Raw genomic sequence first — 16,992 nt, 5'->3', positions numbered from 1 at the left:
TCCGACGAGGATAAAAGGAGCGTCATTTTGAACCTCCGGTGAAATAAAAACCTTGCGTTAACGCAGTTTTTCCCGCGTCAACGCCAGTTTGCGAGCTGCAGACAGCGGCCGCCTGGCGGGACGTCATCCGGGTCGTGGGTGACCTGTACCACCGGAATATGCTGCTGCTGGAGTTCGCTAAACACCCACTGGCGGAAGCTGCCGCGTAGCTGTTGGTCAAGGCGGCTGAACGGTTCATCCAGCAGCAGCGCATCAGGTTGTGCCAGCAGGGCGCGCAGCAGGGCGACGCGGGCGCGCTGGCCGCCGGAAAGCGTGGCCGGGTCGCGGGCGTAAAAGCCGGACAGTTCAGCATGTTCCAGCGCCTGCTCAACCCGCATTTGACGGGTATCCCGGGCAACGCTTGCCGGTAGCGCAAGACGCAAATTCTGCCCTACGCTCAGGTGGTCGAACAGCAGTGCGTCCTGAAACAAAATGCCGATACGTCGTTTTTCGGTTGGCAGCGTGTCGGTACGCTTATCGTTAAGCCACAGTTCGCCTTGTGCGCGAAACGCGCCATCCAGTGCGCCCACCATCCAGGCAAATAACGTTGATTTTCCGCAGCCGGAAGGGCCCATTAGCGTCACAACTTCGCCGGGCGGAACGTGAAAGTTCACCGCACGCAGCAGCGGCTGACCGGCGAGCGTGAGCGTCAGATTCTGCACCAGCAACATTAGCGTAGTCCTCGTCGAAAATGGCTGATGCGCCGTGCCAGCAGCGCGGTCAGCAAGAAAAAGAACATTGGCAACAGCAGTTGCCACAGCGCCTGGGCGGCTAATGTGTCGGTGGCACCGCCGCTGCTCAAAGCGACCGCTTCGGTCGTAAGCGTTGGGATTCGTCCGCCGCCCAGCCACTGGGTAGGCAGATACTGGGCGATGCTGACGGAAAATCCCACCGCCAGCGCAGAGAGCGAAGGGCGGATAATCAGCGGGCATTTCAACTGCCAGAATCGGCGTAGACGGCCCCAGCCGAGCGTTTGCGCCAGCAGTATCTGGCGTGGGTCAATTTGCTGCCAGGCGGGACGCAATACAAACAGCATCCACGGCACGACCCACAGCAGATGCCCCCACAGCACGGCACTGAACTGGCCGTCAAACCAACCATACAGCGCCAGCTGATACTGCCCGGCGGCCAGCGGCAGCGCGGGCAATACCAGGGGAAGAGAAAGCCAATGCTGATGTCGCGTCGGGCCCCATTCCAGCCAAACCAGGCAGACGGCGCCGCCGATGAACGCCGACAGCAGCGCCAGCCACAGGCTGTTGGCGAGGGTTTTGGAGGCAGGCAAGGTGCTGTTCGCTAACCCCAACAAAAACACAACGCACAGCAGCCCGCATAGCGGCAGCGCCAGCCCGACTATTCTGCCAGGCAGCAGAGGGAAATGTGGGTGGCGTGTGCCGTTAAGACGCGGCGTATGTCCCCGCCAGATGCGCCACAACAGGCTGGCCGCAGCGGCTAATACAGCGAGGAGCGCCAATAGCAGCAGACAGGCCAGCTCCCCTTTAGCCTGAACATCCGCGTCAGCATCATTCAACCATTGCCAGGCCAGCACCGCCAGCGTCGGCGGGTTACCGGGGCCAATGATCGTCGCCACGTCCACCACCGACAGCGTCCAGGCGGTGGTGGCCAGCAGCGCGACGCGCAAGGACGGCATCAACGCCGGGAGGATCACGCGAGTCAGGCACTGACCGCGTCCGTAGCCAAGGCTTTGAAACACGATTACCTGCTGCGCCAGCCGCCTTTCACCGAGCAGCGCCCAGCACACCCACAGCAAAAAGCCGCACTCTTTGACCGCCAGCACCAGGCCGAGCCCGATGCCGTAACGATCCTGTACAGGCGTCAGCGTCGGCAGCAGGCGGTACAGCGTGCCACCTTCGGCAAACAGCAGCAGCGCGCAGGTGGCGAAAGCGACGTGCGGTAGCGCCAGCAGCCACGGCAGGCGTGAGGAAAGCCGTTGCCAGGCTGGTGAGGGCCAGAGGGTGGTGATAAGCAGCAGCGTCAACAGCAGCGCGCCGCCGACGGCGATAAGCGTTGAAATCAACGTTGCCGCCACGGCCTGCGACAGCTGCGGGTCGGACAGCAGCTGTTGCCAGTGCGTCAGCGACAGTGCTGGCGTGAGGAGGATACCCGCAGCTGGCAGCAGGGGCAGATAGATGATCAGCATCATGCCCCAGCACAGCAGTATTAATGCGTACCGTAACGGCGCAGCCATTCCTGCTCCAGCGCGTTAACCCATGCCGCATGCGGTTCAGCCAGTACCGGCGGAGTATTTTCCGGCATCAGGGCTTGCAATGTTTTTTGCTGCCCGGCGTCGAGCTTTGCCGGATCCAGCACGCTGGGGTCGCCCCAGATCGCCGGGTCGGCTTTACGCAGCTGCGCGGCAGGCGACAGCAGGAAGTTTGCCACCACCTGCGCCCCGGCGCTGGCGGAGGCGTTGGCCGGGATGGTGACAAAGTGGACGTTGCCGAGCATACCGTTGCTAAAGCCGAAGCTGTAGCTATCTTTCGGCAACTGGCCTTTCGCCACCTTTTGCTTTGCGTGCATCGGGTTAAAGGTCAGCGACAGGCGCAGCGTACCGTTGGCCAGCATCGTATCCATGCGCGCCGGTGACGGCGGGAAATCTTTGCCGTTACGCCACAGCAGCGGATGCAACTGGTCGAGGTAGGCCCACAGCGGGGCGGTGACGGCGGCGAACGTTTTCTCCTCCGGCTGCTGTTTCAGCGCCTCGGGTTGGCCGGTGAGGTCAATCAACAATTGCTCCAGCAGCGCAGTACCGGTGAAATCCGGCGGGCGCGGATAGGTGACGGTACCGGGATGCGCTTTGGCAAACTCAAGAACCGCCTGCGCAGAGCGGGGTGGCTGCGGCGTTTGCTGCTGACGAGCGATAAAGGTCAACTGTGCGCTGCCCCAGGGGGACTCAGCGCCTTCGACCGGCACGGAAAAATCTTCGCGGACGGGTTTACTGACGTCGACATAGCGCCAGTTCGGCAACTGCTCTGCCCAGCCGGTATGCAGCAGGTTGGCTTCTTTCAGCGTGCGGAAGTTCTCGCCGTTGACCCACAACAGATCGACCGAACCGTTGGTTTTACGCCCGGCGCGGGCTTCGGTCTGGATACGCTTCACCGTATCTGCCGCGTCGGCGATGTGCACAATGCGCAGATCAATCGCGTAATCGCGCTTTACTTCGCCGCTGACCCAGTCCAGGTAGTGGTTGACCGCCTCGTCGCCGCCCCAGGCGTTAAACCAGACGGTCTGGCCTTTGGCTTCCTGTTCAATCTGTGACCAGTCGGCAGCAGCGGCGGTGAGCGAACAGAGCGATAATAGCCCCAGCAGGCCGTTACGCAGCTGTCGACGGGTTTTGCCGTGATAGCGCATCAAGATTTCCTCTTTTGGCGTTCGTGGTAGAACGTCTTAGCGACAAAAATAACGATAGTCAGTGCGAACAGAATAAATAGCCCGGTCACCAGCCAGAACGTGCCGCCGGTGAGTAGGCTGCCAACCCACGAGTAAACAATCGTCGCGGGAAGCTGCCCGAGACCGGTCGCCAACAAAAAGTGGCGAAAACGCAGAGAAGTCAAACCCGCGGCGTAGCTCACCGGATCGAACGGTACGAACGGCAGCAGGCGGCAGATAAGGATCGTGTGTTTACCGTAGCGATCGAAAAAACCGTCGACGCTCTTGAGCACCGTTTTCCCGGTCAGTTTTTCAACCACGCCGCGGCCCATCAGGCGGGCGATATAAAAACAGAGCGCCGCCCCGACCATCGCGCTGCTCCAGGAGAGCACGCCGCCCCAGAAGGCGCCAAACAGCGAGGCGTTGGCGAAGGTGATCAAAAACGCGGGCAACGGCGCGGCAATGGCCTGGAAAATCATCAGCAGAAACGACACCACCGCGGCCTGCGAGCCATAAGAGTGAATAAAGCGCTCGATGCCTTGTTGATCGAGTGCCAGAAATGCGCCCAGGCTATTGTGGACGAAAAGGTTAACGCTCGGTATCCACCACCAGGCCAGCAGCAGGGCGATAAAAGCCGCGACGAGCAGCGCGCGGGCGTACCAGATAGGTTTCATTCACCGTCCTCGACAGGAAGCGTGACGCGTTTATGGCGTGCATAGCCTTTTGCCGCCTGTACCAGCGCAAACAGCGCCAGCCCCGCAAGGCTCAGCTTAAGGATGAAGGCGAGGGTGATGCCGTCCGTCGCCAGTTCGCTCGCCATCAGGGTATAAATAAAGATCCCCGGTAGGGTGGTGAGCGCAGAAATCAGCGTATACGGCCAGAAGCGAATGGCGGTTAAGCCGTAGGCGTAGTTTTGAATATTGTATGGAAACAGTGGGATCAGTCGGGTGAGAATCAGAAAATCAATCCCGGAGCGCCCGATCCCGCGCTCAATGGCCTGAAAGGTGTGCGTATGTCCGACGTATTTCAGCAGCAGCGCCCGCCCCAGCCAGCGCGCCAGCAAGAACGACAGCGCCGAGGCGACGGTGGCGGCAATCAGCGACAGGAGGGTGCCGAGCCACGGGCCAAACACGATACCGCCTGCCAGCACCAGCACGCTCCCTGGCAGCAGACAGACCGTCGCGAGAATAAACAGCGCGATATAGAGCGCGTAGCCGAGCGTACCGCTGGCCTGCACGGTATCCTGCAGACGGCGTAAATGGGTTATCAGGTCAATGAGACCAACGGTGTGAATCAAAAAGAAAAGCAGGCTGATAACAACAGCCATGAGCAGGAGCTTAGCGGCTGTGCGGTACCGACTTCTTTTGCATGGGGTCCTCCTGCCGGGAAGAAAAGGTGCGCGCGACGTTATTATACATTCTCGAGTCCAGCAAGAGTTTAGCGCCTGTTTATTGATTTTGCTCAGAATTATTTGGGTAGCCCTGCGCGGACTACCCAGGATAACGCTTACTTAAAGGTTGCCCACACCGGCGCGTGATCCGACGGTTTTTCCATCGCGCGAATTTCGTAGTCGATGCCGGTTTCCACGCAGTGCGCCGCCAGCGGGGTGCTTGCCAGCAGCAGGTCTATACGCAGACCGCGGTTGTCATCAAACCCTTTGGAACGATAGTCAAACCACGAGAAGCGGTCGTGGGTCTCCGGGTTGGCGTTACGGAAGGTATCCACCAGGCCCCAGCCCAGCAGGCGCTGCATCCACTCGCGTTCTTCCGGCAGGAACGAACACTTACCGGTGCGCAGCCAGCGCTTGCGGTTCTCTTCGCCGATACCGATGTCGAGGTCGGTCGGGCTGATGTTCATGTCACCCATAATCAGCACCGGGTTCTCTTTACTCAGGTGGGTTTCCAGGTAGTCCTGCAGATCCTGGTAGAATTTGGTTTTGGCCGGGAATTTGGTTTCGTGATCGCGGCTTTCCCCCTGCGGGAAATAGCCGTTAACCACCGTGACGTTACCAAACGGCGACGGCACTTCGGCAATGATAATGCGGCGCTGGGCATCTTCATCATCGGTCGGGAAGCCGCGATAAACGGCAACCGGCTCGGCTTTTGTCAGCATTGCGACGCCGTAGTGGCCCTTCTGACCATGGTAGAAAATGTGGTAACCGAGTTTTGCGACCTCTTCAAGCGGAAACATGTCGTCGTGAACCTTTGTCTCCTGCAGGCCAATCACATCGGGCTGATGCTTTTCGACGATGGCTTCCAGTTGATGAGGACGGGCGCGCAGGCCGTTGATATTAAAAGAGACAAATTTCATAGTCGTCGCCACTTTGCAGAATGAATTGTGACGGGATAGTAGCAGAATTTAACGTTCCCCGCTGCCTTCCCCCAGCGGTATGACCGATTTCTTTTATTGCCGCTGCCGTCCTGACGAGCAAAATTTGCACCAGATTGAGGCAATCTGCGCCGTTATGAGGCGTAAATCTACGATAAATTTCGCAGTCGATCACAAATCCAGAATGATATTTTGCTGATGCATAATATTTCTTAATTTCCCTCTGCAACATCGCTGTATGTCATTAATATTCACTTTATATGCAAGTTTAGTGAATAATAATGACTTGTAAGTCATTGATATTTCGTCAACGCCCTGCGTTTATGCACTTTTTCTCCTCGCTGGCACGAACCGTGCAATCTACATTTACAGTGAAATACACTCAATTAATTAACAAAAAATAAACCATTTATTTACCTGTCGAGGTCGCTATGTCTCAGTCAATCAGCCGTCAAGATTTTGATCAGTGGATGATGCCGGTTTACGCACCGGCACCGTTTATTCCGGTACGCGGTGAGGGCGCCTGGCTGTGGGATCAACAGGGTAAAGGCTATGTCGATTTTGCGGGGGGGATTGCCGTGAACGCACTCGGGCACGCCCACCCGGCGATGATCCGCGCGCTGACCGAACAGGCGGGGAAATTCTGGCATACCGGGAACGGTTACACCAATGAACCGGCGCTGCGGCTGGCGAAACAGCTGATTGACGCCACCTTCGCCGATCGCATCTTTTTCTGTAACTCGGGCGCGGAGGCTAACGAAGCGGCGCTGAAGACGGCGCGTAAATATGCCCATGATCGCTTTGGCAGCCACAAGAGCGGCATCGTGGCGTTTAAAAACGCATTTCATGGCCGCACGCTGTTTACCGTGAGCGCCGGGGGACAGCCCGCCTACTCACAGGATTTCGCGCCGCTGCCGCCGGATATTCGCCACGGCGTCTACAACGACATCGACTCCGCCCGAGTACTGATTAACGACGATACCTGCGCGGTGATTGTGGAGCCTATCCAGGGAGAAGGCGGCGTGATCCCGGCATCGCTTGAGTTTTTGCAAGAGCTGCGCGCGTTGTGCGATCGCCACCACGCGGCGCTGATTTTTGACGAGGTACAGACCGGCGTGGGGCGCACCGGTGAGCTCTATGCCTATATGCACTACGGCGTCACGCCGGACCTGCTCACCACGGCAAAAGCGCTGGGCGGCGGATTCCCGATCGGCGCGCTGCTGGCGAGCGAAGCCTTTGCCAGCGTAATGACGGTGGGCACCCACGGCACAACCTACGGCGGCAATCCGTTAGCCTGTGCGGTTGCCGGCGAGGTACTGTCGATTATCAACACCCCACAGGTGCTCAACGGCGTGAAGCAGCGCGAGCAGTGGTTTAAAGAACGGCTGCAGGCGATTAACGCGCAGTTTGGGCTGTTTAAAGAGATTCGCGGCGTCGGCCTGCTGATTGGCTGCGCGCTGCGCGATGAATATGCCGGTAAGGCCAAACAGATAAGCCTGTTGGCCGCCGACGAAGGGCTGATGGTGCTGATTGCCGGGGCCAACGTGGTGCGTTTTGCTCCGGCGCTTATCGTCAAAGAAGAGGATGTGACCCTCGGTCTCAACCGCTTCGCCGCCGCCTGTGAACGTTTTGTCGCGGGAGAGTCATCATGATGATTATCCGTCCGGTTGGGGCTGGCGATCTCCCCGGCCTCTTGACCCTGGCAGGGGAAACGGGCGGCGGGCTGACCTCGCTGCCCGCCGATGAACAGACGCTGGCGGCGCGTATCGCCCGCTCGCAGGCGACCTGGCAGGGAACGTTGCCGAGCGGTGACCAGGGGTACGTTTTCGTGCTGGAAGATACCCGCAGCGGCGCGGTGGTCGGTGTTTGCGCTATCGAAGTGGCGGTCGGGATCAACGACCCCTGGTACAACTATCGGGTAGGGACGCTGGTGCATGCCTCGAAGGAGTTAAACGTCTATAACGCGCTGCCAACGCTGTTTTTGACCAACGATCACACCGGCAGCAGCGAACTGTGTACGCTGTTCCTTGACCCCGCATGGCGCAAAGAGAGCAACGGTCATCTGCTGTCATCCTCGCGCTTCTTATTTATGGCTGCCTTCCGCGATCGCTTCAACCATAAGGTGGTGGCGGAAATGCGCGGTGTGATTGACGAATATGGCTACTCGCCGTTCTGGGAAAGCCTGGGAAAACGCTTTTTCTCAATGGAGTTTGCTCGCGCCGACTATCTGTGCGGTACCGGCCAGAAGGCGTTTATTGCCGAACTGATGCCAAAACATCCGATCTACACCGATTTTCTCAGTGAAGAAGCCCGCGCGGTGATCGGGCAGGTTCATCCGCAAACCGCGCCTGCGCGAGCCGTGCTGGAGAAAGAAGGCTTCCGCTATCGCGATTATGTCGACATTTTTGACGGCGGTCCGACGCTGGAGTGCGAAATTGACCGGGTGCGCGCGGTGCGCAAAAGTCGCCTGGTGACGGTGACAGAAGGAGATCCCGGCGGTACAGAGCTGCCGCTTTGCGTGGTCGCGAATGAACAGTATCAGCACTATCGCGCCATGCTGGTGCACGCCGACCCGGCGGGCGAAACCCTGACGTTAAACGCTGAGCAACTGGATGCCCTGAACTGCCATCCGGGCGATGCGGTTCGCCTGGTCCGCCTGTGCCCTGAGGAGAAAAAAATATGAGCCTATGGATTAATGGGAAATGGCTGATCGGCGAGGGGCCGCGTCGTCAACGCGCCAATCCGGTCAGCGGTGAAACGGTATGGCAGGGACACGATGCCAGCGCCCTCCAGGTGGAGTCCGCCGTAGATGCGGCCCGGCAGGCCTTTCCGGCCTGGGCGAAGCGCGCGTTCAGCGAACGTCAGCAGATGGTTGAAACGTTTGCCAGTCTGCTGGAGGCAAATAAAGCGGCGCTGACGGAGACTATCGCCCGCGAGACGGCGAAACCGCGCTGGGAAGCGGCGACCGAAGTGGCGGCGATGATCAATAAAATCGCCATTTCCGTGAAGGCTTATCACAGCCGGACCGGCGAAAGCCATGCCGATATGGCCGATGGCGCGGCGACGCTGCGCCATCGACCACACGGCGTGCTGGCGGTGTTCGGCCCCTATAATTTCCCCGGTCATTTGCCGAACGGCCATATCGTTCCCGCGCTGCTGGCTGGGAATACGCTGGTGTTTAAGCCCAGCGAACTGGCGCCGGACTGCGCCCTGGCCGTGGTGAAGCTCTGGGAACAGGCGGGGCTGCCGCCGGGGGTACTCAATCTAGTGCAGGGCGGGCGTGAGACCGGCGAAGCGCTGAGCGTCCAGCCGGGCCTCGACGGCATGTTGTTCACCGGCAGTTCCGCGACCGGTTTCCATCTGCACCGCCAGCTTGCCGGGCAGCCGCAAAAAATGCTGGCGCTGGAAATGGGCGGCAACAATCCGCTGATCGTTGATGAACCCACGGATATCGATGCCGCGGTGCACCTGACCATTCAATCGGCGTTTATTACCGCCGGGCAGCGCTGTACCTGTGCGCGCCGGCTGCTGGTCAAGCGCGGCGCGCTGGGTGATGCTTTCTTGCAGCGGCTGGTGGAGGTGAGCGGGCGCATAATTCCCGCGGCCTGGGATGCCGAGCCGCAGCCGTTTATTGGCGGGCTGATCTCGGCGCAGGCGGCTGAGCGCGTGCATCAGGCCTGGCAGATGCAGGTGGAACATGGCGGCGTGACGCTGCTGGCACCGCGTTTGTTACAGCCGGGTACCTCGCTGCTGACGCCGGGAATTGTTGAGCTGAGCGAAGCGCATGATATCACCGATGAAGAGGTGTTCGGGCCGCTGCTGGGCGTCTGGCGCTATGATGATTTCGACCAGGCTATCGCGCTGGCCAACGCAACGCGCTATGGGCTGTCCTGCGGGCTGATTTCGCCGGAACGGGATAAATTTGAGCGCCTGCTGCTGGAAGCGCGGGCCGGTATCGTGAACTGGAATAAACCGCTAACCGGGGCGGCCAGCACCGCGCCGTTTGGTGGCGTCGGCGCCTCCGGCAACCATCGTCCGGGGGCCTGGTATGCCGCTGATTATTGCGCGTGGCCGATGGCCAGCCTTGAAGCACCGACGGCAACCTTGCCGGCGACGCTCAACCCGGGGCTGGATTTCCAGCGCGAGGTGCCATCATGAAGGCCTGGGAGGTGAATTTTGACGGTCTGCCGGGGCTAACGCATCACTATGCCGGATTGTCGTTTGGCAATGAGGCCTCGACCCGCAACCAGTACCAAATTTCGAACCCGCAGCGCGCGGCGAAGCAGGGGTTGCTGAAAATGAAGGCGCTGGCGGATGCCGGTTTCCCGCAAGGCGTGATCCCACCGCAGGAGCGACCGAACGTGGCGCTTCTGCGCCAGCTTGGTTTTAGCGGCCGCGATGAGCAGGTGGTGGCGAAAGCTGCCGCACAGGCACCGGAACTGTTGAGCGCGGCCAGTTCGGCGTCGGCAATGTGGGTCGCGAACGCGGCGACGGTATGCCCCTCGGCGGATGCCTTAGATGGCAAGGTGCACCTGACGGTCGCCAACCTCAGTAGCCTGCTGCACCGCGCGAGCGAAGCGCCGACGACTCAGGCCGTGCTGCAGGCCATATTTGCACATCCGGCGCATTTTGCCGTACACGGTCCGCTGCCATCGGTGGCGGCGCTGGGCGACGAAGGGGCGGCGAACCATAACCGGCTGGGGCGTGACTATGGGCAGCCGGGGACGCAGCTGTTTATCTACGGCCGCGATTCGCTGAACGCGCGTCAGCCGCAGCGCTATCCGGCGCGCCAGACGCGTGCCGCCAGCGAGGCGGTGGCGCGCCTCAATCAGCTCAACCCTCATCAGGTGATTTTCGCTCAGCAAAACCCGCAGGTGATCGATCGGGGCGTGTTCCACAACGATGTGATCGCCGTCAGTAACCGACAGGTGCTGTTTTGTCATGAACAGGCGTTTGTCGACCAGCCGGGACTGCTGCGCCAGCTGGCGCAGAAAGTACCGGAGTTTATGCCGATTGAGGTTCCCTCCTCGAAGGTGACGGTTGCCGAAGCGGTGGAGACCTATTTGTTTAACAGCCAACTGCTCAGTAAACCCGACGGCAGCATGTTGCTGGTACTGCCGGGCGAAGCGCAGGAGCACCCGCGCGTCTGGCGTTATCTCAACGCGCTGCTGGCGCAGGATAATCCGATTGACGAACTGAAGGTGTTCGACCTGCGCGAAAGCATGGCCAACGGCGGTGGGCCAGCATGTCTGCGCCTGCGGGTGGTGTTGACCGAGGATGAGCGCAGGGCGGTGAACCCGGCGGTGATGATGAACGATACGCTATTTGCCACGCTCAATGACTGGGTCGACTGTTATTACCGGGATCGGCTGACGCAGGCCGATCTCGCCGACCCGCAGCTGCTGGTGGAAGGGCGCGAAGCGCTGGACAGGTTGACCCAGATTTTACAGTTAGGATCGATCTACCCTTTTCAGCGCTAAGGAGGCGGCATGAAACAATTTCTGGCGTTGACGCTGGCGGGGAGGTTACCGCCGCAGCCTGAGGGTGAGACGGCAAGTTTTCACTGGGAGTGGCGTGAGGCGGGCGTATTGCAACTGACGCCGCATCGCCCCTGTTCGCGGGCAATGGTGCTGTCAGCGGGGATTCACGGCAACGAAACCGCGCCGGTTGAAATTCTCGATAACCTACTGGCCGCACTGATAAGCGGCAAGCAGACGCTACGCTGGCATTTGCTGGTGGTGTTGGGTAACCCGCCAGCGCTGCGCGATAACAAACGCTATCTGCACAGCGATCTCAACCGGATGTTTGGCGCCCGTTGGCGGCATTTCCCGGTGAGTGATGAAACCGTGCGTGCCGCCAGCCTCGAGCAGACCGTGGCGGCGTTTTATCAGCGCTGCCCGGCTGAGACGCGCTGGCATCTCGATATGCATACCGCCATTCGCGGTTCTCATCACCCGCGTTTTGGCGTATTACCGATGCGAGAGACCCCGTGGGATGCGGAGTTTTTACGCTGGCTGGGCTCGGCGGGACTGCAGGCGCTGGTGTTTCATCAGGCGCCGGGGGGAACGTTTACCCATTTTACCTGCGAAACGTTTGACGCGCTGTCCTGCACGCTGGAGCTGGGTAAGGCTCGCCCTTTCGGACAAAACGATCTTAGCCAGTTCGCGCTGGTTGAGCGACAGCTGGCGAATTTGCTGGCGGGGGAATCTGGCGGTGGGGCAGCATCGACGCCCCTTTACTACCGGGTGGTGCAGCAGATTACCCGCCGCAGCGCGGACTTTCGGCTGCATATGTCAGCGCAGACGCTGAACTTCACGCCTTTCGCGAAGGGGACTCTGTTGGCGGAAGACGGTGATACGCGCTACGTGGTGGAATCGGCCTGTGAGTATGTCTTGTTCCCCAACCCGGACGTGGCGTTGGGGTTGCGTGCTGGCCTGATGTTAGAACGTTGCCCGCCTGCGATATAGCGAACAAAGCCGCACAACTCAGCGTTGCGGCTTTTTATTTTCGCGTCTGAAGATATTACGGATTATTCCTGGAATATCGCTTTATTAATAATCGACCCTGCTTTATAATTTTTAAAAATTCCCTTGTTAATCATTGAATTGAATATTTTCATTGCAACTCTCCACACTTTATCCTTAATTTCATCATAATTGGCGAAAAATTGTTTTTTACACTTTCATTGTTTTACTCACGCTCTGATTAATTGACGATAAACCCCGTAAAGTTAATCTCGTCAACACGGCAATGCGCCGTCAGAATAACTGAAAGTAAGGACTTGATGATGAAAAAATTAACTGCACTGTTTGTTGCTTCTACTCTGGCTCTGGGCGCGGCTAATCTGGCTCATGCGGCAGACACAACCTCTACGACCACCACTACCGCCGACGCCACGCAGCCAGCCGGTAAAATGATGCATCATCACAAAGGTAAGATGGGCCCGCGTCACGATATGATGTTCCAGGGGCTGAACCTGACCGATGCGCAGAAACAGCAGATTCGCGACATTATGAAAGACAACCGCGAACATATGAAACGTCCGCCGCAGGAAGAGATGCGCGCCATGCATGACCTGATTGCCAGCGACAGCTTCGATAAAGCGAAAGCGGAAGCGCAGATTACGAAGATGGAGGAGCAGCATAAAGCCATGATGCTGTCTCGTCTGGAAACCCAGAACAAGATTTACAACATCTTAACCCCAGAACAGAAAAAGCAGTTTAATGCCAATTTTGAGAAGCGTCTGACAGAACGCAAGGCGCCAGAAGGTAAAATGCCACCTGCGCCTGCCGAATAATCGACTCGGCACACTGTCTTAAGACCGCCGGAGTTGCTCATATATGCCAAAGGGCTATGGGCAGCTCCGGCGGTTTTCTTCTTTATTTCTTCCAGAAATCATCAAACACGGTAATCGGCGGACGACGCTTATGCTCGGTCTTCAGATACCAGCCTTCAATCGTCTTCGCCAGCTCTGGCGCCAGCGTTTTGCCTTCCAGATAATCGTCAATGTTGTCGTAGGTGACGCCCAGCGCCACTTCGTCTGGCAGGGAAGGGCGATCGTCTTCCAGGTCGGCGGTTGGCGCTTTCTTATAGAGATGCTCCGGGCAGCCAAGCGCGGCCAGCAGCTGTTTACCCTGGCGCTTGTTCAGGCGGAAGATCGGGTTAATGTCGGTGCCGCCGTCGCCGTACTTAGTAAAGAAGCCGGTGATGGCTTCCGCGGCGTGATCGGTGCCAACCACCACGCCGTGGGTCATGCCAGCAATGCTGTACTGGGCTTTCATACGTTCGCGGGCTTTTTCGTTGCCGCGAACAAAGTCGCTCAACTCAATACCCGCTTCGCGCAGCGCCTGCTCGCTGGCCAGCACGGCACCTTTAATATTCACCGTCAGCACGCGGTCTGGCTGAATGAAGGCAATCGCATCCTGACAGTCCTGTTCGTCGGCTTGAACGCCATAGGGCAAGCGTACGGCGATAAACTGCAGCGCGCTGTCGCCGCTTTCCGTCCGCAGCTCATTGATGGCCTGCTGGCACAGCTTGCCGGTCAGGGTCGAGTCCTGGCCGCCGCTGATGCCCAGCACCAGTGATTTGATAAACGGATAGGTTTGTAGGTATTCCTTAAGAAAATCCACGCTGCGACGGATCTCTTCTTGTACCTCAATCTGCGGTTTTGCGCCGAGCGCCTGAATAATTTCTTGTTGTAACGCCATTTACCCCTCCGGAATGTTGTGTGCCAGCCTTGCCGTTAGCCCATCAGAACAAAGTGTTAAAGCTACCTCTTTGACGGTAAAACGACAAGGATCACAGTTTTGACTGCGGTAAATTAATCCGATTTTTCAGGCGAGGTGAGATTGATTTCGGCGTATTGGTTGATAAATAGCAATATTTATCCCACGCTTATTACACATTGAACGAAAGGAGAGGGAACATGAATAAAAAAGTCGTAGGGCTTCTGGGCGCCGCCACCGTGCTGGCAATGCTGGCGGGTTGTACCGCATACGATCGAACCAAAGATCAGTTTACTCAGCCGGTTGTCAAAGATGTTAAAAAAGGAATGAGCCGTTCACAGGTAATGCAAATAGCCGGCAAGCCGTCATCTGAAGTCAGTATGATTCACGCTCGCGGCACCTGCCAGACCTATATACTGGGTCAACGAGATGGTAAAGCGGAAACCTACTTTGTGGCCCTTGATGAAACTGGCCACGTCATCAACTCCGGCTACCAGACATGCGCCGAGTACGACACGGATCCGGCTGCCGCTAAGTCATAATCGTGTATTTATAGGACGCCTACGAAAGCCCGACCTCAGTGTCGGGCTTTTTTATCAGATCTGATGCTTATTTCTTGTCGCGAATTATTTTGAGCAAAATGTGAAGACAGTCAAAACCGAAGGTCAATGAGAGACAATTTTTGCCTGTTAAGAATTATCGGTAGGCAAATTGTTGCCGTATACTCAATGCATAAACAGAAGATAACTCATCTGTTACATACGAGGGTAGTGGGCACATGGAACATCGCCCGGTGATGACAGATTTCACAAGTTGAGGAAGCGTGAATGGAAAAGAAACATATCTATCTTTTTTGCTCTGCAGGGATGTCCACGTCACTGTTGGTATCTAAAATGCGAGCGCAGGCTGAGAAGTACGAAGTTCCGGTAGTGATCGAAGCATTCTCCGAAACGTTTGCGGCAGAAAAAGGGCCGGAAGCGGATGTGATTTTACTCGGTCCACAAATTGCTTATATGTTGAACGATATTAAAAAGATTTTACCGAACAAACCGGTTGAGGTAATTGATTCAACGCTGTATGGCAAGGTCGATGGTTTAGGTGTGCTTAAGGCAGCTGTTGCTGCAATTAAAAAAGCAGCTGCGCAGTAATTTTATTATTTTTCCCGTCAAAGAGTTATTTCATATTTAATCGCCGCAATTTTGTTGCGGCCCTTTAAGGGTATTTTCTATGAGTAAAGTGATCGATTCGCTTGAAAAGGTACTCCTTCCTTTTGCTGTTAAAATAGGAAAGCAGCCACACGTTAACGCAATTAAAAACGGTTTTATTAAATTAATGCCGCTGACCCTTGCGGGGGCCATGTTTGTATTAATTAACAACGTTTTTCTGAGCTTTGGCGAAGGTTCATTCTTCTATTCAATGGGCATTCGTCTGGATGCATCAACTATTGAAACTTTAAACGGCTTTAAAGCCATCGGCGGTAACGTTTATAACGGTACCTTAGGCATTATGTCGCTGATGGCGCCTTTCTTTATCGGTTCAGCGTTAGCGGAAGAGCGCAAAGTTGACCCGATGGCCGCAGGCCTGATTGCGATTGCCGCGTTTATGACCGTTACGCCTTACAGCGTAGGTGAAGCCTATGCCGTTGGCGCAAACTGGCTGGGCGGGGCGAACATCATCTCCGGTATCGTTATTGGTCTGGTGGTAGCCGAGATGTTCACCTTTGTGGTGCGCCGTAACTGGGTTATCCGTCTGCCGGATAGCGTACCGGGCTCGGTTTCCCGCTCTTTCTCGGCGGTTATTCCTGGCTTTATCATTCTGTCCATCATGGGGATCGTTTCCTGGGCGTTGACCCACTGGGGAACCAACTTCCACCAGATCATTATGGACACCATCTCTACGCCGCTGGCCTCGATGGGTCACGTTGTGGGCTGGGCTTACGTTATCTTTACTTCGCTGCTGTGGTTCTTTGGTGTACACGGCTCCCTGGCGCTCTCCGCGCTGGACAGCGGCATCATGACCCCATGGGCGCTGGAAAACATCTCTCTGTACCAGCAGTACGGTTCGGTTGAAGCTGCGGTTGCCGCAGGCCACCAGTTCCATATGTGGGCGAAGCCGATGCTCGACTCCTACATCTTCCTGGGCGGTACCGGTGCGACTCTGGGTCTGATTATCGCTATCTTCATCGCCTCTCGTCGTGAAGATCACCGTCAGGTGGCGAAGCTGGCTCTGCCATCAGGCCTGTTCCAGATTAACGAACCGATTCTGTTTGGTCTGCCAATCATCATGAACCCGGTTATGTTTATCCCGTTCATCCTGATTCAGCCGCTGCTGGCCGCCATCACCATGACGGCGTACACCTTAGGGATTATCCCACCGATCACCAACGTGGCGCCGTGGACAATGCCGACCGGTCTGGGTGCATTCTTTAACACCAACGGCAGCGTAGCCGCACTGATTCTGGCACTGTTCAACCTGGGTATCTCAACGCTGGTCTACCTGCCGTTCGTGATTATCTCGAACAAAGCGCAGGCCACTATTGAAGAAGAAGAAAGCGAAGAAGACATCGCTGAATCGCTGAAGTTCTAATGCCAACGCGGTATGGAGCCGGTCTCCATACCGCCCTCAACAAAAAAGGAATAAATATGTTTGATCTGGATAATGTCGTTGCTGAGGACGTGCAGGAAAACGATCTCGAAGAAGTGGTGATGGGCCTGATTATCAACTCCGGACAGGCGCGTAGCCTGGCCTATGCTGCACTGAAGCAGGCGAAACAGGGGGATTTTACCGGCGCGAAAGCGACCATGGAACAGTCCCGCGTTGCCCTGAGCGAAGCGCACCGTGTACAGACCCAGCTGATTGAAAGCGACGAAGGCGAAGGCCGTATGAAGGTGAGCCTCGTGCTGGTTCATGCGCAGGATCATCTTATGACGTCAATGTTAGCGCGCGAGCTGGTTGCTGAATTGATCGAACTTCACGAGAAGGTACAATAGGCTTTTCCCTATGAGGCAACCTA

At 57.2% G+C, this 16,992-nt stretch carries 17 protein-coding genes; 10 read left to right on the top strand and 7 right to left on the bottom strand.

Features of this window, described 5'->3' with window-relative positions; all coding sequences use genetic code 11:
* Positions 1-77: 77 nt before the first annotated feature.
* The 6 genes from ABTW00_RS13550 to xthA form a co-directional block, all read right to left on the bottom strand.
* The gene (locus ABTW00_RS13550; protein WP_433636032.1) at positions 78-710 is read right to left on the bottom strand and encodes an ATP-binding cassette domain-containing protein; all 633 of its coding nucleotides are present in this window, start codon (positions 708-710) and stop codon (positions 78-80) included.
* Positions 710-2,245 carry a thiamine ABC transporter permease gene (locus ABTW00_RS13545; RefSeq protein ID WP_433636031.1) on the bottom strand — a complete coding sequence of 512 codons (1,536 nt, stop codon included), beginning with the start codon at positions 2,243-2,245 and terminating at the stop codon, positions 710-712. Before ABTW00_RS13545 ends, ABTW00_RS13550 begins: the two co-directional genes overlap by 1 nt.
* Complete coding sequence (locus ABTW00_RS13540) at positions 2,218-3,408, bottom strand: ABC transporter substrate-binding protein (protein ID WP_433636029.1); 1,191 nt, start codon at positions 3,406-3,408, stop codon at positions 2,218-2,220. The genes ABTW00_RS13545 and ABTW00_RS13540 overlap by 28 nt, the downstream gene beginning before the upstream one ends.
* Positions 3,408-4,100, bottom strand: a complete 693-nt coding sequence (locus ABTW00_RS13535) for a TVP38/TMEM64 family protein (protein WP_433636027.1) — start codon at positions 4,098-4,100, stop codon at positions 3,408-3,410. The genes ABTW00_RS13540 and ABTW00_RS13535 overlap by 1 nt, the downstream gene beginning before the upstream one ends.
* On the bottom strand, positions 4,097-4,753 hold the full coding sequence (locus ABTW00_RS13530) for a TVP38/TMEM64 family protein (RefSeq protein ID WP_433636026.1): 657 nt from the start codon (positions 4,751-4,753) through the stop codon (positions 4,097-4,099). Before ABTW00_RS13530 ends, ABTW00_RS13535 begins: the two co-directional genes overlap by 4 nt.
* A 179-nt stretch (positions 4,754-4,932) precedes the next feature.
* On the bottom strand, positions 4,933-5,736 hold the full coding sequence (xthA, locus tag ABTW00_RS13525) for an exodeoxyribonuclease III (protein WP_433636024.1): 804 nt from the start codon (positions 5,734-5,736) through the stop codon (positions 4,933-4,935).
* A gap of 449 nt (positions 5,737-6,185) precedes the next feature.
* Between xthA and astC the strand changes: the two genes are divergently transcribed.
* From astC to spy, 6 genes are all read left to right on the top strand, one after another.
* Positions 6,186-7,406 carry a succinylornithine/acetylornithine transaminase gene (gene astC, locus ABTW00_RS13520; protein WP_433636022.1) on the top strand — a complete coding sequence of 407 codons (1,221 nt, stop codon included), beginning with the start codon at positions 6,186-6,188 and terminating at the stop codon, positions 7,404-7,406.
* A complete protein-coding gene (astA, locus tag ABTW00_RS13515) occupies positions 7,403-8,437 on the top strand; it encodes an arginine N-succinyltransferase (protein WP_433636021.1) in 1,035 nt (344 codons plus the stop codon). Before astC ends, astA begins: the two co-directional genes overlap by 4 nt.
* A complete protein-coding gene (astD, locus tag ABTW00_RS13510) occupies positions 8,434-9,912 on the top strand; it encodes a succinylglutamate-semialdehyde dehydrogenase (protein ID WP_433636020.1) in 1,479 nt (492 codons plus the stop codon). The genes astA and astD overlap by 4 nt, the downstream gene beginning before the upstream one ends.
* On the top strand, positions 9,909-11,234 hold the full coding sequence (gene astB / locus ABTW00_RS13505) for an N-succinylarginine dihydrolase (protein ID WP_433636018.1): 1,326 nt from the start codon (positions 9,909-9,911) through the stop codon (positions 11,232-11,234). The genes astD and astB overlap by 4 nt, the downstream gene beginning before the upstream one ends.
* A 9-nt stretch (positions 11,235-11,243) precedes the next feature.
* The gene (astE, locus tag ABTW00_RS13500; RefSeq protein ID WP_064546190.1) at positions 11,244-12,221 is read left to right on the top strand and encodes a succinylglutamate desuccinylase; all 978 of its coding nucleotides are present in this window, start codon (positions 11,244-11,246) and stop codon (positions 12,219-12,221) included.
* Between the two features lie 317 nt (positions 12,222-12,538).
* Complete coding sequence (gene spy / locus ABTW00_RS13495; RefSeq protein ID WP_074416846.1) at positions 12,539-13,051, top strand: ATP-independent periplasmic protein-refolding chaperone Spy; 513 nt, start codon at positions 12,539-12,541, stop codon at positions 13,049-13,051.
* Positions 13,052-13,133: 82 nt separating this feature from the next.
* Here the strand turns inward: spy and nadE are convergent, their stop codons facing one another.
* The gene (nadE, locus tag ABTW00_RS13490; protein WP_433636017.1) at positions 13,134-13,961 is read right to left on the bottom strand and encodes an ammonia-dependent NAD(+) synthetase; all 828 of its coding nucleotides are present in this window, start codon (positions 13,959-13,961) and stop codon (positions 13,134-13,136) included.
* Positions 13,962-14,179: 218 nt separating this feature from the next.
* On the opposite strand from nadE, the gene osmE reads away from it, so the two are divergent.
* The 4 genes from osmE to chbA all read left to right on the top strand — a co-directional run bounded on the left by osmE (position 14,180) and on the right by chbA (position 16,969).
* Entirely contained in the window at positions 14,180-14,521 is a 342-nt protein-coding gene (gene osmE, locus ABTW00_RS13485) for an osmotically-inducible lipoprotein OsmE (RefSeq protein WP_065357612.1), read from the top strand.
* Between the two features lie 285 nt (positions 14,522-14,806).
* On the top strand, positions 14,807-15,127 hold the full coding sequence (locus tag ABTW00_RS13480) for a PTS sugar transporter subunit IIB (protein WP_064546183.1): 321 nt from the start codon (positions 14,807-14,809) through the stop codon (positions 15,125-15,127).
* Positions 15,128-15,206: 79 nt separating this feature from the next.
* A complete protein-coding gene (gene chbC / locus ABTW00_RS13475; RefSeq protein WP_065357611.1) occupies positions 15,207-16,565 on the top strand; it encodes a PTS N,N'-diacetylchitobiose transporter subunit IIC in 1,359 nt (452 codons plus the stop codon).
* Between the two features lie 56 nt (positions 16,566-16,621).
* Entirely contained in the window at positions 16,622-16,969 is a 348-nt protein-coding gene (gene chbA, locus ABTW00_RS13470) for a PTS N,N'-diacetylchitobiose transporter subunit IIA (RefSeq protein ID WP_064546179.1), read from the top strand.
* The last annotated feature ends 23 nt before the right edge of the window (positions 16,970-16,992 follow it).

Origin of the sequence: Kluyvera georgiana, assembly GCF_050990895.1 — a bacterium.
In the GTDB taxonomy this organism is placed as follows: domain Bacteria; phylum Pseudomonadota; class Gammaproteobacteria; order Enterobacterales; family Enterobacteriaceae; genus Kluyvera; species Kluyvera georgiana.
The sequence above is the reverse complement of the archived record's forward strand: the minus strand, read 5'-3'. Positions and strand labels throughout refer to the sequence as shown.